At 42.6% G+C, this 18273-nt stretch carries 10 protein-coding genes and 3 pseudogenes; 5 read left to right on the top strand and 8 right to left on the bottom strand.

Annotation, left to right across the window (positions count from 1 at the left end; translation table 11 throughout):
* Positions 1–115: 115 nt before the first annotated feature.
* The 6 genes and pseudogenes from OCV19_RS06350 to OCV19_RS06330 all read right to left on the bottom strand — a co-directional run bounded on the left by OCV19_RS06350 (position 116) and on the right by OCV19_RS06330 (position 8917).
* A complete protein-coding gene (locus OCV19_RS06350) occupies positions 116–1084 on the bottom strand; it encodes an AAA family ATPase (RefSeq protein WP_065675152.1) in 969 nt (322 codons plus the stop codon).
* 229 nt (positions 1085–1313) lie between these two features.
* Positions 1314–2663 carry a CehA/McbA family metallohydrolase domain-containing protein gene (locus OCV19_RS06345; protein WP_139093554.1) on the bottom strand — a complete coding sequence of 450 codons (1350 nt, stop codon included), beginning with the start codon at positions 2661–2663 and terminating at the stop codon, positions 1314–1316.
* 717 nt (positions 2664–3380) lie between these two features.
* Positions 3381–5288: a family 43 glycosylhydrolase gene (locus tag OCV19_RS06340; protein ID WP_065675150.1), complete on the bottom strand. Its 1908-nt coding sequence runs from the start codon at positions 5286–5288 to the stop codon at positions 3381–3383.
* 490 nt (positions 5289–5778) lie between these two features.
* A pseudogene (locus OCV19_RS24955) lies at positions 5779–5907 on the bottom strand (fibronectin type III-like domain-contianing protein); the annotation flags it as partial.
* A gap of 69 nt (positions 5908–5976) precedes the next feature.
* Positions 5977–7039: pseudogene (locus tag OCV19_RS06335) on the bottom strand (ISAs1 family transposase); the annotation flags it as partial.
* 207 nt (positions 7040–7246) lie between these two features.
* A complete protein-coding gene (locus OCV19_RS06330) occupies positions 7247–8917 on the bottom strand; it encodes a sulfatase family protein (RefSeq protein ID WP_206377674.1) in 1671 nt (556 codons plus the stop codon).
* Between the two features lie 600 nt (positions 8918–9517).
* Here OCV19_RS06330 and OCV19_RS06325 point away from each other — a divergent pair.
* Positions 9518–10906, top strand: a complete 1389-nt coding sequence (locus OCV19_RS06325; RefSeq protein ID WP_083994240.1) for a glucoamylase family protein — start codon at positions 9518–9520, stop codon at positions 10904–10906.
* 327 nt (positions 10907–11233) lie between these two features.
* Here the strand turns inward: OCV19_RS06325 and OCV19_RS06320 are convergent, their stop codons facing one another.
* Entirely contained in the window at positions 11234–12241 is a 1008-nt protein-coding gene (locus OCV19_RS06320) for a hypothetical protein (RefSeq protein ID WP_065675148.1), read from the bottom strand.
* Between the two features lie 584 nt (positions 12242–12825).
* Here OCV19_RS06320 and OCV19_RS06315 point away from each other — a divergent pair.
* From OCV19_RS06315 to OCV19_RS06300, 4 genes and pseudogenes are all read left to right on the top strand, one after another.
* Positions 12826–13167, top strand: coding sequence for a hypothetical protein (locus OCV19_RS06315; RefSeq protein ID WP_065675147.1), 342 nt, complete (start codon positions 12826–12828; stop codon positions 13165–13167).
* Positions 13168–13177: 10 nt separating this feature from the next.
* Positions 13178–14587 carry a putative glycoside hydrolase gene (locus OCV19_RS06310; RefSeq protein WP_065675146.1) on the top strand — a complete coding sequence of 470 codons (1410 nt, stop codon included), beginning with the start codon at positions 13178–13180 and terminating at the stop codon, positions 14585–14587.
* Positions 14588–14699: 112 nt separating this feature from the next.
* A complete protein-coding gene (locus OCV19_RS06305) occupies positions 14700–14933 on the top strand; it encodes a sulfatase-like hydrolase/transferase (protein ID WP_139093552.1) in 234 nt (77 codons plus the stop codon).
* A gap of 179 nt (positions 14934–15112) precedes the next feature.
* Positions 15113–16567 (top strand): annotated as a pseudogene (locus OCV19_RS06300) (sulfatase family protein).
* 73 nt (positions 16568–16640) lie between these two features.
* Here OCV19_RS06300 and OCV19_RS06295 read toward each other — a convergent pair.
* On the bottom strand, positions 16641–18266 hold the full coding sequence (locus OCV19_RS06295) for a sulfatase family protein (RefSeq protein ID WP_083994239.1): 1626 nt from the start codon (positions 18264–18266) through the stop codon (positions 16641–16643).
* Positions 18267–18273: the final 7 nt, after the last annotated feature.

The following is an 18273-nucleotide window of genomic DNA, read 5'->3' as shown; positions in this document are numbered from 1 at the left end:
CCGCTGAGGTGTGACCAAATGCTCCGTGCCGGTGGCATCCAACGCACGCTCGCCTGTCGGTAGTGAAGTAATTCCTTTAAACACAGGTCATAGCCGTTACTATGGGCAGGTAACATCATACCGCCGCGACCAGTGCTAGTAGAGTTTGAATAATTTTATCCGCGGAGATACCTTCCGCTTGCGCTTCATAACTACGGATTATGCGGTGTCTCAAAACGGGATAAGCCACAATCATCACATCTTCCGGCGTTACAAAATCACGGCCGGATAACCAAGCATTGGCTCTCGCACATCGGTCAAGCGCCAATGTTGCACGTGGGCTCACACCCATTTGTAACCACGCACTTAACTGGTCGTCATAACGCTGAGGTTCACGTGTCGCCATCACTAAACGGATGAGGTACTCTTCTACATCTTCCGCCATATGCAAAGAAAGGATCTGTTGTCGGGCTGCGAACACCTCTTTTTGAGAAAGTAAGACTGACGGCTCGGCTACTTGGCCTAATGCTTCACCACGATTAAGGCGCAAAATAGCCAGTTCGCTCTCGCGATTTGGGTACTCTACGTTTAACTGCAGCAGAAACCGATCAAGTTGCGCTTCAGGTAATGGATAAGTGCCTTCTTGCTCAATTGGGTTTTGTGTCGCCATGACTAAGAAAAGCTCGGGTAACGAGTAAGTATGCTTACCTACGGTAATCTGCTTCTCTGCCATTGCCTCTAACATGGCAGATTGAACTTTCGCTGGGGCACGATTTATCTCATCCGCTAACACTAGCGAATTAAAAATCGGACCTGATTGAAATTGGAACTCCCCGGTTTCTGGGCGATAAATGTCGGTACCCGTCAAATCAGATGGCAGTAGATCGGGAGTAAATTGCAATCGATGAAAGTCGCCTTCAATACATTCAGCTAACGCCTTTACCGCACGTGTTTTTGCCAACCCTGGCGGGCCTTCCACTAAAATATGCCCATCCGCTAGCAAAGCGACAACCAACTGCCTAACTAGCTCATGCTGACCAACCACCTGGGTTTCAAGATAACGGGTCAATGCAGCGAACGTAGCAAATATCTTTTCACTCGACATAATAGTCTCACCAATAACAATAGAAACGTTTTTATTGATTATACCTATTACAAGACTTTGTGATTACAGTTTTCTTATTTAAGGTTAAATAGTGTGAAAAGAATCTCACCAACCACATAAGAGACCAAACTTAGTTACATTTACAATAGTAAATGTGCATAAACGTTTAACCAAGCAAAAGACACCTGCTCTAGGTGCCTTTATTTAAGGTTGGTTCCGCAAAAATAACTTAGCGTGTGGACTGCCAAAATATTGGGTTGGTGTAAAACCATAGATCTTGCCAAGGATCTTGCTTTTGGTTCCAGTGATCAATGCTAGGCTCTAGTGTGTCTGTATTCGTTCCTCGTAGACGGACATAGCCATTTTCAAAGTCTTTAGGAAGAGTCAGTTCAAACACCACCTTACCATCCACAACCTGCCATTCTTCCGAACTTATACGGCGATACACACTCGTGCTCTCATTACCATTTTCAGACAACACCGAGTCGTCGACTGCCCCTACGATGACATCAATACGATTCAGTTTAGGCCGTTCATTATTAAAGTTAACCGTTGTTGGAATATCGACTTCAACCTTCATCGTGATAGGTTGTTCACTTTTTGAGACCGTTAACGTTTCCCCAAGCGATGCTGTTTTGTTGGCGCTAGATTGCAAAGTCACATCAATACCATTGATAAGGTCACCAAACACCATGAAGGAGCGGCCATGCCTTAAACCGTCCATAATATCCTTCGAGGTTTTTTGCGCATACACATAGGTCTTAGTATATTGTCCTGGCCAAAAATCACGACCACCCGCTTCAGAGGCGACATGGCTATCCGATCCTGCGGTAATCCAAAATCGCATACCATTTCCCAAAAAGTAATCCCAAACGCCACCAACATTTGCTGTCATTTGATCAAAACCATTCAACGTAGGGTACTTATAATAACTGCCTCGGTTTCGTCCAGCTTGATGTCCTGGTGCAGCGACCATTCCAACAAACACATCTGGGTCCGTTTCATGCCATGTTTTCAGTTTTTCAGGCGTGACTCTTGCCCATTTATTAGGGCCTGTTGCTTGCCGACTAGGGTGATTTTTTATGATGAGAGGTTTTTCAGTTAACTCGGCAAACGAACGAATACCCGCTTGAAGGTGCTCAACAGTATTGCGTTGACGTGTTTTATTTCGGTATTCACGGATACTATAATCACGTTGAAAGTTAACCAGTAATTCACGCTCTGATGCATTAATTGGCATCATAACTGTCGCGTGTTCGCCCGCAGGTACATCGAGTTCAATACCAAAAAACTGCATAACGTCCGGTACAGCCTGCCTTGCCTCCAATAGATCAGGGTAAGCTTTATCATTAAGTAGCTTGGAATGTTCAGGTCCACCATGATCAGTATTAACCAACCAACTTAGCCCATATTTTTGAGCTGCATTAGCATTTTCTAAATAGGTATGTCCGCTATCTCCACCTTTTATAGGCGACCACGGAGACGTACTTTTATCCCACTTTACGCTCCAATGTGTATGCGCATGGTGATCACCAGCTAACCACTCTCTTCCCTCTTCGGCCAGTACATGAGGCGTCAACGATATACCGACAACGCATGCCAACAACGAGAGTTTAGTACTAAGGCGACGAGTATAGTGTTTGGATTGATTTAAGATGTTTTCAATATGCATGATAGTGCTTTGCTACCTTTTTTATTCAAGAACGTGATTTAGATAATAAAAAGGCTTAGCATGCTCGCTAAGCCTTTATGAACTGCCATCATAGATATGACATTCTGTCTTGCGACGTGCAAAGGCAGGGCAAGATTACGAAACCCCATGTTCTGCAAGGGATTGAGAAAGATAAGCATTACTTCTATTTGCTTCCTCTTGATCCCACCTTTAAATGACTTTTCTGCTATGAGTAAATTTAAAGTTATATGACGCACCAATGCGCTCTTGTACTTTCTAGCAAAGCTTTTTCGCTCAGTGGTGCTGAACTGATGTAGTATTTAACTTGCATCGTTTCTGGTAGCTTGTCACCTTCTTGGCGAATTGAAAATACAACAACAACAGTTGATAAATTAGGCCAATTAAATGCTAAATCACCAAAAAAACAGTGTTGTGTTCAACCATACTGACTCGTGTTTCAGTGCGACCATGGCCATTTTCTTGAGTAACATATTATAACAGTGGTGCGATTAACGAGAAGATACAAGTAACCATCAAGAACACCTGTCATATTATCGTTAACCTAGGGCATTTACCCCATGACTGCTTTGCCGTCACCCAATACTCTAAATCAACTCAATACTGCTACTTGACCATCTTAGGGAAAGACAGCTCAGAAACGCCAGTCTCGTTAAACGCCTCAACCGCGAAATAGTAGCTTTTAAGGGTATCTAACGAACGGATCTCCTTTTGTCCATCAAACTCATCATCCCATATCTGGTAGGTATGGTAGAGCTTATCCGGAGCAATGCCGAAGCGTACGTTATAACCAACAGCATCTTCAACCGGCTGCCATGCCACGTATACGTTGCGACGATCAGTATCTCGCTTCACCGTTACTTGTTCAGGTGTAGCTGGCAATTCACCATTGGCAGATCCAAATACTCGCAATCCGTTCAAGGCCAGATGTTTCACACCCACATGAACATTTTCAAAACGTACATAGCGGGCAATTATAGACTCATCGAGTTCAATATAAATATTGGAACGATTTTCATGCTTATCCAGGTTATTACTGATTTCTTCCCATGTTTCATTATCGTTGGATATTGACAAGCGGTAATGGGTATAAATACGCTTCTTGTAATCTTCCATCGCCTTGTTATGAGGAAGTGGTGCTCTATACTCATCTCCTGTTACCAGATAATCTGCATAGTTGATTTGAATTGCATTAATAGTCTTTGCTGACTGTAGATCAACCACCACATGCTGGGCGTCGTTATTTTCACTAGCAACCCAGAAGTTTCTTGGGTTTTCATCAGTCACAAAGCTCGCATCAAAAGTACGACCATTCCCGGGAGGCAATTCTGACGTCGCCCAAGCGGGCTTGTTATAGGACAGCAACATCCAGCCGGTGAACAGTTCATTGGGATCACTATATTTATCCGTTGGTGAAAATTGCGGAAAATCAGCAAAGCGCGCCGACGAGTACATAATACCATCAGCATCGATAGCGGAAGGTAGGATCACGTTACGCCGCTCAAACACCCAGTTAACTCCATACCAATTAGAACCACTACGCCAAATATTGCCAAAGGCATCCCTAAAGGTATTGCCATGCCCGGCACCATGAACATAGCCCCCCGGTTTATAAGTCACCGGGTTGTGATCCTGGTAAGTAAACGGTCCCAGAGGAGACTTTCCTGTATAAATACCGTCACCATATACATTTCCGTCTGTACCCGGACCAGAATAGGAAAGATAATATGTATCGCCGCTTTTTAGCATTTCGGGTCCCTCAACATAGGGAGCATGAGGGGAAGTATGATCGAAGCCCATCCTCTCCCACCCATGTACATCCGGGTGCATCGCTAACAGTGGTTTGGCAAAACGATCTATTTCTAATCCCTTCTTGCTCTCGTTTATTTTTGCTCCCCACAACGGAAACAAGTTGGATGACCCCCAGTAGACATACCATTGATCATCTTCATGATAGAGTGCCGGATCCCACAAGTTTTTATCTCCGACAACGGGATACCCAAGATTTTCGTCAACCTTTTTCCAATTTCCTGATGCTGGATCATCCGTGACAAACAGCGTTGTCATCCCGCCTTTTCGGTTAGACGAGAGCAAGTAAATTTTCCCGTCTTTTACCAAGGCCGCAGGCGCAATCATGTCTTTCCACTCGAGTCCGCTTTCTGGATCTTTCTCTGTTGTCGGATCTTTACCATCACTTGAAGTGAAATAGCTTACCGGCCACTCGCCCGTAGGCTGAATATGTTGCCAAGTGATAAGATCATTGGACATCCAATACCCGCGACCTTGACTGGCAAACATGAAATAGCCCTGATGCGTGCCGTCTTTTTCAAAACTCACAACAACCGGATCTGCACTTTGGCGAGTAACCAATCCTTCAGCCTTAATGAATTGGCGCTGCTCAGGAATTCTTTCACCATACTGATATTCGAGATCTATAGGATTAATATAAGTACGATCAGCCAACACACCATTACTAAACATGGATAAAACCACTAAAGATAAAATTCTACTCATAAAACCTCTATTTATAAATAATATTCAAATGTTTACCACCCCAACCCATAACAGTTATGCAAAACATGAGTTTTATTATAACAAACAAAGACATTCATTCCAAACCAAAACAATAAACAATAAACAATAAACAATAAACAATAAACAATAAACAATAAACAATAAACAATAAACAATAAACAATAAACAATAAGTAATAAGTAATTGCGTGGATTTTCAATTGATAAATATTGAATCACACCTCCGATAACCTTTAACAAATATTTTTGATGCCACTAACTAGATATAAACGAAAGGTAATGCATGAATCATACCCTCTTTTTATATTTTTAATCATTGTTAAATAGAGAAACTCGCCGTTAACGCTGGTTAACGACGAGTGTTTTATTGTACTAAAGAGTAGATAGCATTAATGACTCAACTATCATAGTTTCAGTAATCAAGATATTATCCGACGCTGTTCCTACGCGAACTTCATATTTATCAGCAATCATCTAGCTCTCAGATTTTCATCCCAGCAAGCTAAATCAGCCACATCAAAAGTTATATTAACCTCACGTGTTTCACCAGGTTGAAGTGAAACACGTTCAAACGCTTTTAAACGTTGAATAGGCAGGGCAAGATTACGCCCCCCTTGCCCAGCAAGGACTTGAGAAAGATAAACATTACTTCTATTTGCTTTCTTTTACTTCCTCTTGATCACACCTTAAAGTGATTTTTCTGCTGTGAGTAAATTTAAAGCTATATGACGCACCACAGCAAAGTTTTCTCCAGCTTGCTCTCTGCGTATTCAACAAGCATCTTCATTGAAACCGACATCTAAGCGCCAATTCATTTGATTCTAGATACAGCAATGCGCTCTTGCACTTTCTAGCAACGTTTTTTCGCTCAGTCATGCTGAACTGATGTAGTATTTAACTTGCATCATCTCTGGTAGCTTGTCACCTTCTTGGCGAATTGAAAATACAACGCCACAGTTGATTAACTAGGCCAATTAAATGCTAAATCACCAAAAAAATCAGTGTTGGTTCAACCATACTGACTCGTGTTTCAGTGCGACCATGGCCATTTTCTTGAGTAACATATTTATCGCCACCAAACGTGTTTACTGTCCGCGAATTAAATATTTCTGATATCGCTTCTTCAAGCCGTTTTTGATTTACTTTCACAGATAATAAATAGTCAGCTACCTTATTAACTATTTTCTCTGCTACTTGCCTTTGTCAACCCATCGCATCAATGGTAACAATGCATCCACGAATTGATAAAAGTTCGAGTAGCTCTGGTATTGCTTTAATCTCATTACTCTTTTCGGATGTCTTTAATTGCCCAAGAACAACTTGATTTGCCGCGCTAAACGCACTGACCATATGAATAGCACCACAACGTTTATCTTTGTTATAAGTACCTCTGAGCGTCTTACCATCGATTGCTATAACTTCGCCTGAGGTTGCATCATGACAATCTTTCATCCACGATGAGAAACACCGCTGTAATTGCTTAACTGATATAAGATTAATAACTCGAGCTATTGTATCGTGAACTGGAATACCATTAGTGAAGTCACCATATTGACGAAGCCTCTCTAAGTTATCTTCACCAAAGTCCTCAATATCTTCCCAACCTTCAGCTCCTGCTATGACTGCTGCGACCATCAAGAAAATAATATCTGTTAGTGAATGCTCTATTTTCCACGATTAACGAGGATCTCTAATAACCGAAATGTGTTCCAAGAGGCTTTTTTCGTCCATGCCATATACCTTGCAAAAGATAGTATATGATCACAGCCAATATTAATCGTCAAATCGATCATTTATTAAGCTGTTATTTTGAGATATTCACGGTAGTTTAAGGGAATACCTCATCACGTCTTAGCCCTTATTCCATAACGGTTTTTCATTATTTCCCCCTGCGTGCAAAGGAGCTCCTAACTTCGCAGCTCCCCTGCCATTTAAGCGCTATAAACCAAGTGCTCTACGCTCAGAACGCTTCATGTATGGATAAGGTGGCACAAAGTAATCCTCTGGCACTTCATATCGTTTACGAGCGTTCTCAAGTTCAGACATCATTTCCTTTTGCACTTCCGTATATTTATCAGAACCATAGACGTTATTAACTTCCTTAGGATCCAACTTTAGGTCGTACAATTCAAACAAGCCTTCGCCACCATTTTGAGAGTAAAAGTCAATCAGCTTGTAACGGTCGCTGCGCACACCATCATGGCGAGGGACGTTGTGGCCACCTTCCATATAATAATGGTAGTAAACCACTGGACGTTCTGCTTGCCATTCTGCATCTGACGTTTTACCTAACAGTACAGGAAGGAAAGATTTACCTTGCATTTCTGCTGGAGCGCTAAGCCCTACCGCCTCTAAAAATGTCGGTCCAAAGTCCATATTCTGAATCATGGCTTGTGGACGTTGATTAGGCTTAATTTGTGCAGGCCATCTAACCATAAATGGCATTTTGAAACCCTCTTCATACATGTAGCGTTTTTCTGCCCAACCATGTTCTCCAATAAAGAAGCTTTGATCAGAGCTGTACACCACAATCGTATTCTCAGCTAAGCCTGACTTATCTAGATAGTCTAGAATGCGACCCACATTTTCATCGATGGTCATTACCGTAGCCATGTAGTCACGCATGAAACGCTGATACATATATTCAGTGCGCGCGACTTTTTGCTCTCTGCTCACATCGCCAAAGCGACGTTTATACACTGGATCCTGCATCTTTTTAAAGTAATCAACGTTAACGTCATCATATGCGTCGTGGAAAGCAGCTAACTGCTCTTCGTTAAGTTCATTTAAAAACTTCTCGTATTGGCGACGCTCACGATCTGGCATAGACTTGATCCACTCCTCACGAATTCGTGCCTTTTCTGGAGTAGACGGCGCAGGTGGAAATGCATTAATACCAACGGGTCCCATACCATATAGCTGCATCCACGCTTTTGAAGCATGCTCGCCACGTGTACTGTGGTCATCAAACAACGTTTCTGGAGTTGGGAAGTTATGGTCGATAAACGTTTTCATGTGACGAGCCGGTGGGCGCCTTGGTGTATGAGGTGCTTTATATTGCACCTTAAGCAAAAACGGCTTATCTGCGTCTCTCGTTTCTTCTAACCAGTCAAGAGACATGTCCGTGATTAAGTCTGTTGAGTAGCCTTCAACTACTTGTTTTTTACCCTTATTGTCAATGAATTCCGGGTTATAATAGGTACCTTGCCCACCAGCACCATTTAATACCAATGAATAACCGAATTCATTAACCGGCGTTGGGTGCATATGCCATTTTCCAAACAATGCAGTCTGATAACCGTTTTGTTCCATAATCTTTGGAAAGATGACCTGGTTGGGATTCCAGCGAGAGCTATTATCGAGAACACCATTTTTGTGAGAATGCTTGCCCGTCATAACCGACGCACGGCTCGGTTGGCAAATAGAGTTGGTCACAAAGGTGCGCTCAAAGATTGCCCCCTCTTCTGCAATACGGTCTATTTGAGGAGTATGACCCAATGTGGGGTTATAAGCACTTATCGCTTGATTAGCATGATCATCCGAAAAAATGAATAGAATATTCGGTCTCTCTTCGGCTGCTGCCGCTGTCATAGCAGTAGTTGCGAGCATGAGACCCATTCCTTTTGAAAGGATCGAGCGTTTAAAATTCATAGTCTTTGCCTAATACAATAATCAGGTTCTTTCACGAACCAACGAACTAAAATACTTATCGAAGGTAATTCCGTCTTCGTATGAGGTTCCTTCTCGATACCAATAAAAGCGTTACTCGATAAAATAGTAAATCATTAAATTAAGTATGAATTTGACACAGTAGAAACCTTTCGACAAGGCAAATCGGATTTATATCGTCTAAACTGTGACAAGCACACGCTGAAACCCTGATAAATATTCAATTACCCCTAAATTTGTGACTCGACAATACAAAACAAACCATTCACTCAACCCTAAGATAACTATAGCAACCGCGACGTACCCACTAGCAGCATAAACTTATAATTATTTGATTTTAATCACCTAAAAGAAGAAAATTCAAATCCATCTCATAAAAAACAAAAAAAAGAAACGTTTCTCAAATCTCTTTATTCCTCACCAAGTAAGATGACTAGCCACCCACTAATTTCTAACTCACTCTTGCACCAATGTTCCCACCCAACCATAAACTCGATTACACTAATACTCCTTACTTGGTGTTATGTGGTGGTCACTGCTATGGAAAAGAAAACGAGCTCTCCTGAATGGTCTGTAACAGACATTCCTCAAAAAACGGACAGCCGCCAACTTAAATCGTCATCCATGGATCTCATTTACGTGAGAAAAGCATCCTACCCTGAGGAGTTTGAGCAAGATTATCAGTTAAATCTGCAATATTTCGCTGATGGAGTAGGCATAGATCCGGTTGCTAAAGTGCCATACGATCTAATCGATGTAGTAAACGGCTCCGCCATCAAAGCACGACTACAGATGAACTCAACCGCTTTAGGCTTATATTTACATGTGTTGGTTGAGATGGAACGCGCCAACTCTTTGATCGCCCGTCAACGCCTTATTGACGTTATTACGTTGATAGACAAGATGCCAAAATGGAATGGATTGGCCTATTGGATGTATCAAATAGAGCTCTCTGGAAAGCTGAGCCTTAGCTCAACAGCGACCGCATCTGCGGTCGATGCGGCTAATCTTATTACGTCATTAGCAGCTGTTGCTGGAGCTTACTGGCATGACGATGATCCAAGAATGCAAAACCTTGCTAAGCAGGTTGACGCTATCATTCGAAAGACGGCTGAAGGTTGGTACTCACTCTTCGATCAAGAAAAAGGGTTATTGAAAGCAGCTTGGAGCTTAGAAAATAACGACTATGCCGAGTACCACATTGACCGAAAATCCAACGAAAGTCGCTTGGCTCCACTATGGGCTCATCTTATTACCCGTGAGACGAGCAACGAAATACCCATTGAAGCGTTTACCAAAATGCAGGCATTCACTGCCAACTATTTATCTTGCAATGGTGACACGTTGGCACCACTACTAACTTGGAAAGGTGCGTACTTTCAAGCCATGTTGCCGTCCATTTGGTTTGATGAATACGCATTAGTACCCAACCCTGCTATGTTTGACGATTTAACTCAAGTTCAGATCGATTTTACATCAGCACTCAATATCCCCTTTCTCTCTTCCGCATCAACCATTGATGCTCAATATTCAGAGTTTGGTGTAGATGCAATGAGTGAGCACTTTTGTTTAGACCCTAACGAATCAGTACAAACAGATGTCGGTTCTCCCCACGCCACTGCACTGTCGGCTATATTAGATCCAACATCTGCTGTAACACGTTTAAAGGCAGTAAAAGCCAAACACCCTCAAATTGCGGGTCCATATGGTTGGTATGATGCAATAAACAGTCATGGTGATGTGGTTAATCGGTTAATCGGGTTAGATCAGGGAATGTTTGTGAACGCGTTCTTAGCGACTCAAATCCAGCAAGACGTAAAATGCTATATAATAAGCTCGTTTGGGCAACCAGCTTGGGATGCAGTAGAGGCGATGTACGCCTCATTTATCGCCGATGGAAGCTATGACAATAGGCTAAAATATGCATAATCCTTGATATAGGCGTTCAACATAAAATCGAATGTCCACAAATGGGAAAGATGGCTAGGGCAACTGTGAATTCAAGTTTATCCAGTGTTCTATATTAATGACTCTAGCGCCCCGCTAACCCTAGAAAAACTCCAATGATTATTCCAAAAAATAATCCTATACGTAGGACTCTAAGATTATTCAAGTGACATTACTTTCGTGTTATTTGTATACTAAAAGTCCTTTTTAGTCATAATTTATCAATTACGCCAACTAGCACCCTATTAACCTACATTGGTAGGTCAATAGGGCTATCAACCATTTAAGACGCTGCTACCGAAAGCATGATTAGAACGAGAAGTTAAGCCCTAACTTAGTTTTGAAGCCTTCGCTGTCACCCCAGCCAACACCGGTATGTCTTTCTGAAGTTACATACCCAAAGTTAGCAACTAAACGAACATTACGCGTTAATTGTTTGTTGCTATTGATGTTGTAATCTAAATTATTAGAACCTTCCCAGTTTTTCCCTGATTCAGAATGCCCATAGCGAACGTTAAACTCTGTTGTGACTCCAGCGAGATGGCGAATACGAACAAAAGGTCTCACATTGTAGGAATTACTACGTGTAAAAATTGCCGGAGCTGTATCTGCATTATCTAACGTCGTACCAGCATTTAAGTTTATACCCCAGTTCAACTGTCGAGATTGACGGTATGTATAGTTAATTTCACCATTTACGCGCTCCCAATCTAGATCCTCTTTTATCTCTGGGCTCCAGCCATTGTTATCTCTCGCGTAACGCTTTCTATTGAGGTTTTTATATTCACCGGTTACAAAAAATATGTGCTTGCCTAACGCATATTGTGCGCCAGGTTTAATTTGCCACTCAGTATTGTCTGCACCATCACTGGTAGAGCGACGGTAGAAAGATGGCTCAATAAAGAAGCTGAAATTGGGGTTGACCCATTTCTCGTATCGTGGAGCTATGCGGTAGTTGATACTGAAACCCTTATCGTCAGTCGAACCTTTCGTCTTTGAATGACTTTCACTTAATACGTAGCGTAATCTAAAGTTTTCATTAAAACGGGTAGAGCCGTCGGCAAGCACAAAGCTAGTATTGCTCAACTTACCACTTTCAGTAAAAACCGTCTCCGTATGCTCGATACCACTAAAAAAGTGAGTTCTCATTGGTCCTTTGCTAGCGCTTGATGAATTCTTTGGTGGAGGGGCAATAATTGTATCTTCATCCCCTTCCATAATAAGTATATCATCTGGTATGCCATTATCCGCGTTTGCAAATACTGCTCCCGATAAGACCAGAGCGCTAATCCCAAAAGCTATCTGCTTTTTGTCCATCTATTAACCCTTATAACGTGATTTTTACTAATAAGTATCACAACACAATCAACAATACCGATTGCATTGTATTGAACTGGAAAATTAATACAGCCAATCAATCTATAAATACAAAGATAAACGTTTCGACAACCAAGTCAAACAGTGGCACAAAACACAACAAATAGTTAAAACACTGATTTTAAATATAAAAAATAAAATTACGTGATACTCCGCAAATTTAAAAAACATTGGAATGTGAGCTAACTCTCGTACAATTGGATAAAAACCACCTTCCAATCACCAAACCCCTCTATAAAAAAAGCTAATGTTAGCAAAAAATCAATACCCCCCCCTACACATAGAATCGTTAAAACTAAGACAAACACCGCCATCACCCAACCCCGCCATGCTTACCAACGTTAACCCCTAGATAATTGAGATCAGAATCACAACAATCTCGCAAAAGACACTATAAAAATACGCATCACTCACGCAATTCATTTTTTAGTTTGCTTATCAATCCAAAATTTCATAAAAATACTGCGACATTAATGAAACGTTTCTACAAGGAACTGTTCTTAAGCTAAATTGGGAATTTATCCATGAAAAAATCACTACTAGCTTCGACGATGATTGCACTGCTTTCTTTCTCCACTAGCTCACTAGCGCTTAGTGACTTACCTGAAAGGGATGCCAATCGCATAAAAACAGAAGTCAATGAAATGACTAAAGTACTAAACCTGAATGAACAGAAATCTTCCGACATTCTCACTCTTAAAGTGCAGCTAAACAAAGCGACGAACAAGCTTTTGGAAAAGCACGGCTCGCGTAATGCAGAGTGGCAAGCAGAAAGAGAGCCACACTGGCAAGCTTATCGAAAAGGATTGCTCTCGGTCATTACAGATAAACAGTTAAAAGAATACAATCAGAAAAAGTCAATTTAGGAGCTATAACATGAAATTTAGAAAACTTACCTTAGCAGTAATGGTTAGCTCTGCATTTGTACTTACGGGTTGTTTAGATGACACCTACGATTATGGAAACGGCTCCGGTGGCGGTGGCGGAATTGACAATAAGCTATCTTGGGGAGTGCATCTATATAAGTCTGATAAACCTGATCACTATAAAGAAACGCCTTACGCGATAGAAGTAGAAGATCGTACAGGGCACTCTGTCGTTTTTGACGGTAACGTTATCGACCTTGAAAACGTCTCAATTGTAAGTGACGATTTTCCTAACTTTGCCCCGATGTCAGTCAAAATTTCAGAAGAACAGGCGAAACTTACGTTTGTCGCTGATAAAGGTTATGACCTTGGCATTACCTACAATGGAAATGGTTCAGAGGAACACCTGAAGCGTGGCGTGCTTAGGTTCATGCTCAAACCAGAAGCACCCGTAGGTGTTAATACCGACACATCAACTACGACATTACTCACTATGTCGGACGGGAGCAATATAGCATCCGTCGATATTAGTAGCTCTGTTGCCGCCTTGAAAGGTTCAGAAGCTCAACTTGTCACGGTGCCTTTGCATTGCTTTGAAGATGCAGGGATAGATTTAGCTAACGTTGAAACAGCAATGTCACTGGATATCGATGGGGCCATCAACTATGAAATAAGTGATGTATTCATGACTGCAAATGCCCTCCCCACAGCATGGGCAGTACAGGATATTCAGGCTTGTACAAATAGCTCGCAAGTAGAAACTGCGGATCGCTCAGTGTTACGCTCAATGTTAAAAGGTCAAAGCGCAGAAGGTTGGGCAACCAGACTCATAAGCAACAATGGCGCACTTGGCTACGGGCAACCTGGTGGCTGGGACGACAGCTTACCGCAATTTGCTGAAATCATAGCTACTGGTGACAATTACAAACCAGCAAACAAAACCTTTTTCCCACATATTGTCTCTCTTGAAGAGATCCCGACTGTAGATCTAGCCCAATATATTGAGACAGGCGCTCTAGAGTTCTTGCTATTTATGAGTGGCGCAGGGTCAGTACCAGGTCATGACAACTACGAAATTCAGTTTAAATTTGATGCTACAACACCGGAAGGTAGTGACGGTGGTATAGAGTCCGCATCCGTTGGCATCGATATGTCTGATGAAACTAAAGGCGCCACCGTTTGGAAGATCAGCATTCCAATGCGCGACTTGTTCGCTAAAACAAATAACGACGGTGTTGATATCGGTGTCCGCCTTAATGCAGTACAAAACATCAATAAGCTGACAAGCTGGGTAGCTTCACTGAACCCTGATGATGGACACAACTTTGAAGGGTTTAGATATGGGCTTGCCGATGTTGCTATTGTAAAAGAACCGACCCAAAGCGAACTTAAAACTATCTATACACCACCAGCTCAATAGTCCTTCGTCAAGGGTTATGACTATTTCAACGGCCACTTCGGTGGCCGTTTTTCTATTATTTCTGATGAATACTATGGGAGCAAAACTCGTAAAATGCGTGTTAGGTATAGCTGTGCTCGCAGCACTTAGTGGTAGCGCTACCGCCATCGAAACGAGTGACACTAAAGTTCAACCTAATGTCCTTCTTATCTATTTCGATGACATCGGTTACGCCGACATGGGATTTCAAAACATCAGTCAAGATGTCTTTACTCCGAATATGGATAAAATCGCCGCCGACGGTGCAATTTTTTCTGCTAACTATGTAACCGATAACAACTGGCGTGGCATCAATCATAACAAATAGCTGAGTATAGCCATTAATGCTGCGTTCATGCCTCCAAAGCCTGTTCGCAGCAGCTTTTATAGATAGCACCATCCAACGTTATATGCATTCAAAAACTGACTTCCCCCAACAATTGAAACGTTTGTATTCCGCTCTCAATAGTCCCTCTATCCATTAAAATACTCATAGGAAGAGATCGTATGAATCTATTTAAAATCGCTCCGCTCGTCGCGGCTCTTGCTACGATCGGCGCTCAAGCATCAGAAGAGCCCATTAGAAATAATCTAAATAGCCAACCTAACGTCATCGTTATATTTACCGACGATCAAGGTTGGGGAGATGTGGGTTACCACGGTTTCGATGATATTCACACACCTAATATCGATAAGCTGGCTGCAGGCGGTGTACATTTTCCACAAGCCTATGTTACCGCATCAGTTTGCGGTCCTTCTCGTTCTGGGTTAATGACTGGCGTCAATCAGCAACGCTTTGGCGTCTATGGTAATTTTGAAAATAATCATATCCCTCGCAGCCAACCATTAGTGATGGAAATGATGAAAGACATCGGCTACACAACTGGTGTAGTGGGCAAATGGCATATGGGAGAGCCCACAGGCAGACCAAATTAGCGCGGTGCGGACTTCTTTTATGGGTTTCATGGTGGCTCTCACAACTACATGAAATCTGATGCCAAAGAAGGAGGAAAGCCATGGCTCTCTCCCCTATATCGTAACACCACAACCGAACCGCCAATTCAAGAAGGTAACGGCTACCTAACCGAACTGTTTACTGATGAAGCGGTAGGATTCATCGAGAGAAATGCTGATAAACCTTTCTTTTTACACGTTGCACACTTTGCTGTACACCACCCATGGCAAGTCCCTGATGGCTATATCGAGCGTTTGGATCATCTAAAAGTCCATCATGAAGAGCGCCGCTTTTTTGCCGCACAGACTTTAGTACTTGATGATGGCGTTAGCGCCATTATGGATACTCTCAAAGAAAAAGGGCTATACGATAATACGCTGGTGTTCTTTATGAGTGATAACGGCACGCCATCCGGGCAAGGATTTGAACAACCGAGGAAAAAGATACGCGGAGAGACAACCATGTCGAGCCCGGGACCATTTAATGGCTTTAAAGGCGATACCTATGAGGGCGGCATCCGCGTACCGTTTATTATACACTACCCTGCGCAAATTCCTGCTGGCGAACGTTTTGAATCTATGGTCAGTGCACTGGATGTCATGCCAACAATTGGCGCGCGTTTTGACGTTACAGAGACCAACGCGACCCCATTTGATGGCGTGGATCTTTTCCCTTACCTATTAGGTGAAAAAGACTCCGCTCCTCATGACACGCTGTATTGGCGTCGTGATAATGACTACGCCATCAGAGATGGTGATTGGAAACTTGCGGTCAATGATGACAACGGGCCAAGAACCATTTGCTTATTCAACATGATCGATGACCCATATGAATATAATGACTTAGCTTCCAAGGAGCCAGAAGTCGCTCAGCAACTGCAAAATAAATTTGATGCATGGGAAGCCGAGCTACCCGTAAACAAACTGAGCCACAAGCCAGTGAATAGAAATCGTGAGTTTAAATCCGGTCACCGTGTCGATGTTCAAGCGTTTAATCGCACACAATAAAACATCGCGCTACCTCCAGTCACAACCCGGCACTCCCAAGAGTGCCGGTTATATTGTCGTATTATGGTAGCTTTTACTCTTCGCAACACCCACGTTCATTGACATGCGTTTGCGCGGCCACTTGGTAGCTCTCTGGATATAACTCTTGTAGCGTTGGCGCTGCGACAGCTTCTAACGGTGCATTTTCCCACTGCGAACGCGGTGGTACGTCATATTGCTTCTCAAGCTCTGTGATCGTTTGTTTAAGTCCTTGTATGACAGCCTGATATTGAGGTGCATCAATCGCATTATTCATTTCATGTGGATCCGCCTCCAAATCATAAAACTCCCATTCATCCATCTGGTAATAAAAATGCATCAATTTGTATCGGCTATCGCGTGTGCCGTAATGACGTGTTACGTCGTGCATTGCTGGGTACTCGTAGAAGTGATAATACAGTGCAGTGCGCCAATCATCGGCTGGCTCTCCTGTTAACAAAGAGACCATTGATTGACCTTGAATATCCTCTGGAATAGCGACCCCAGCGAACTCCAAAAATGTCGGCGCATAATCGATATTTTGAACCATTTTGTCGATTACTGTTCCCGGTTTGATTTTATCCGGATACTGAATTAATAATGGCGCTCGAAACGACTCTTCATACATAAAACGTTTATCAAACCAACCATGTTCGCCCATATAAAAACCTTGATCAGACGTATAAACCACAATCGTATCGTCAGCTAAACCATGACGCTCCAAGAAGTCGAGAACAGCCCCTACCGACTCGTCGACAGAAATAATAGTAGCAAGATAGTCTTGGACATAACGTTGATATTTCCATATTGCGATCTCTTCCTCCGTCATCTTCGCTTCGTTGGTGTTAAACCAATCATTGCGCGCTTGATAAGCTTCATCCCATTGCTTTCGTTGCTGTGGCGTGAGGCGTTCGAGTAAAAACGGCCATATGTCTTCTCTCCACGCCGTCTCCCCTACGCCACGTGTCATTTTCAAATCATGACCTTCTTGAGCATCACGATAGATATTCATGGTTTGCATGGCTGCAGCAGAACGGCCTTCATAGGTATCAAAATAGTTATCGGGCACCGGAAATTCTGTATTTTCGAATGCTTTAGTATGCTGAGGGGCAGGCATCCAGTTACGGTGCGGAGCTTTATGATGGAGAAGAAGCGCAAATGGCTGATCGTTATCGTTTTGTTTTGATAGCCACTCGAGTGACTTTTCGGTGATCAGCTCTGTAGTATAGCCATGTTCTCGCTTGACGCCATCTTTTGTGATGAAGTCTGGGTTATAATACTCACCCTGATCGTTTAACAGTTCCCAGTGGTCAAAATCGAGTCCATCTGGCGTTAAATTGATGTGCCATTTACCAATACATGCTGTGGTATAGCCATGTTGCTTGAGTATTCTTGGCCAAGTTGGCTGGTGCCCATCAAATAGCTGACCATTGTGGTTAAAACCATTTTTGTGACCAAATTTTCCCGTCAACATTGCAGCTCGTGAAGGTCCACAAAGTGAGTTAGTCACAAAAGATTGGTCAAAGCGCGCACCATTGCGAGCAATACGGTCGATATTTGGCGTAGGGGCAAGGTGAGCAATATCACTTTGGTAAGCACTCACCGCTCGCATGGCATGGTCATCGGACATAATGTAGATAATGTTTGGCTGTTTCTGTCTTGGTAGACCTTGATTTTCCATAGATTAA

It is taken from the genome of Vibrio celticus (assembly GCF_024347335.1).
Lineage (GTDB): Bacteria > Pseudomonadota > Gammaproteobacteria > Enterobacterales > Vibrionaceae > Vibrio > Vibrio celticus.
This window is presented reverse-complemented; position numbering and strand designations above follow the sequence as displayed.

Excerpts from the sequence above, each read along its gene's own strand:
- OCV19_RS06350 (WP_065675152.1), bottom strand. The coding sequence starts at position 1,084 with ATGTCGAGTGAAAAGATATTTGCTACGTTCGCTGCATTGACCCGTTAT.
- OCV19_RS06340 (WP_065675150.1), bottom strand. The coding sequence starts at position 5,288 with ATGAGTAGAATTTTATCTTTAGTGGTTTTATCCATGTTTAGTAATGGT.
- OCV19_RS06330 (WP_206377674.1), bottom strand. The coding sequence starts at position 8,917 with ATGCTCGCAACTACTGCTATGACAGCGGCAGCAGCCGAAGAGAGACCG.
- OCV19_RS06325 (WP_083994240.1), top strand. The coding sequence starts at position 9,518 with ATGGAAAAGAAAACGAGCTCTCCTGAATGGTCTGTAACAGACATTCCT.
- OCV19_RS06320 (WP_065675148.1), bottom strand. The coding sequence starts at position 12,241 with ATGGACAAAAAGCAGATAGCTTTTGGGATTAGCGCTCTGGTCTTATCG.
- OCV19_RS06315 (WP_065675147.1), top strand. The coding sequence starts at position 12,826 with ATGAAAAAATCACTACTAGCTTCGACGATGATTGCACTGCTTTCTTTC.
- OCV19_RS06310 (WP_065675146.1), top strand. The coding sequence starts at position 13,178 with ATGAAATTTAGAAAACTTACCTTAGCAGTAATGGTTAGCTCTGCATTT.
- OCV19_RS06295 (WP_083994239.1), bottom strand. The coding sequence starts at position 18,266 with ATGGAAAATCAAGGTCTACCAAGACAGAAACAGCCAAACATTATCTAC.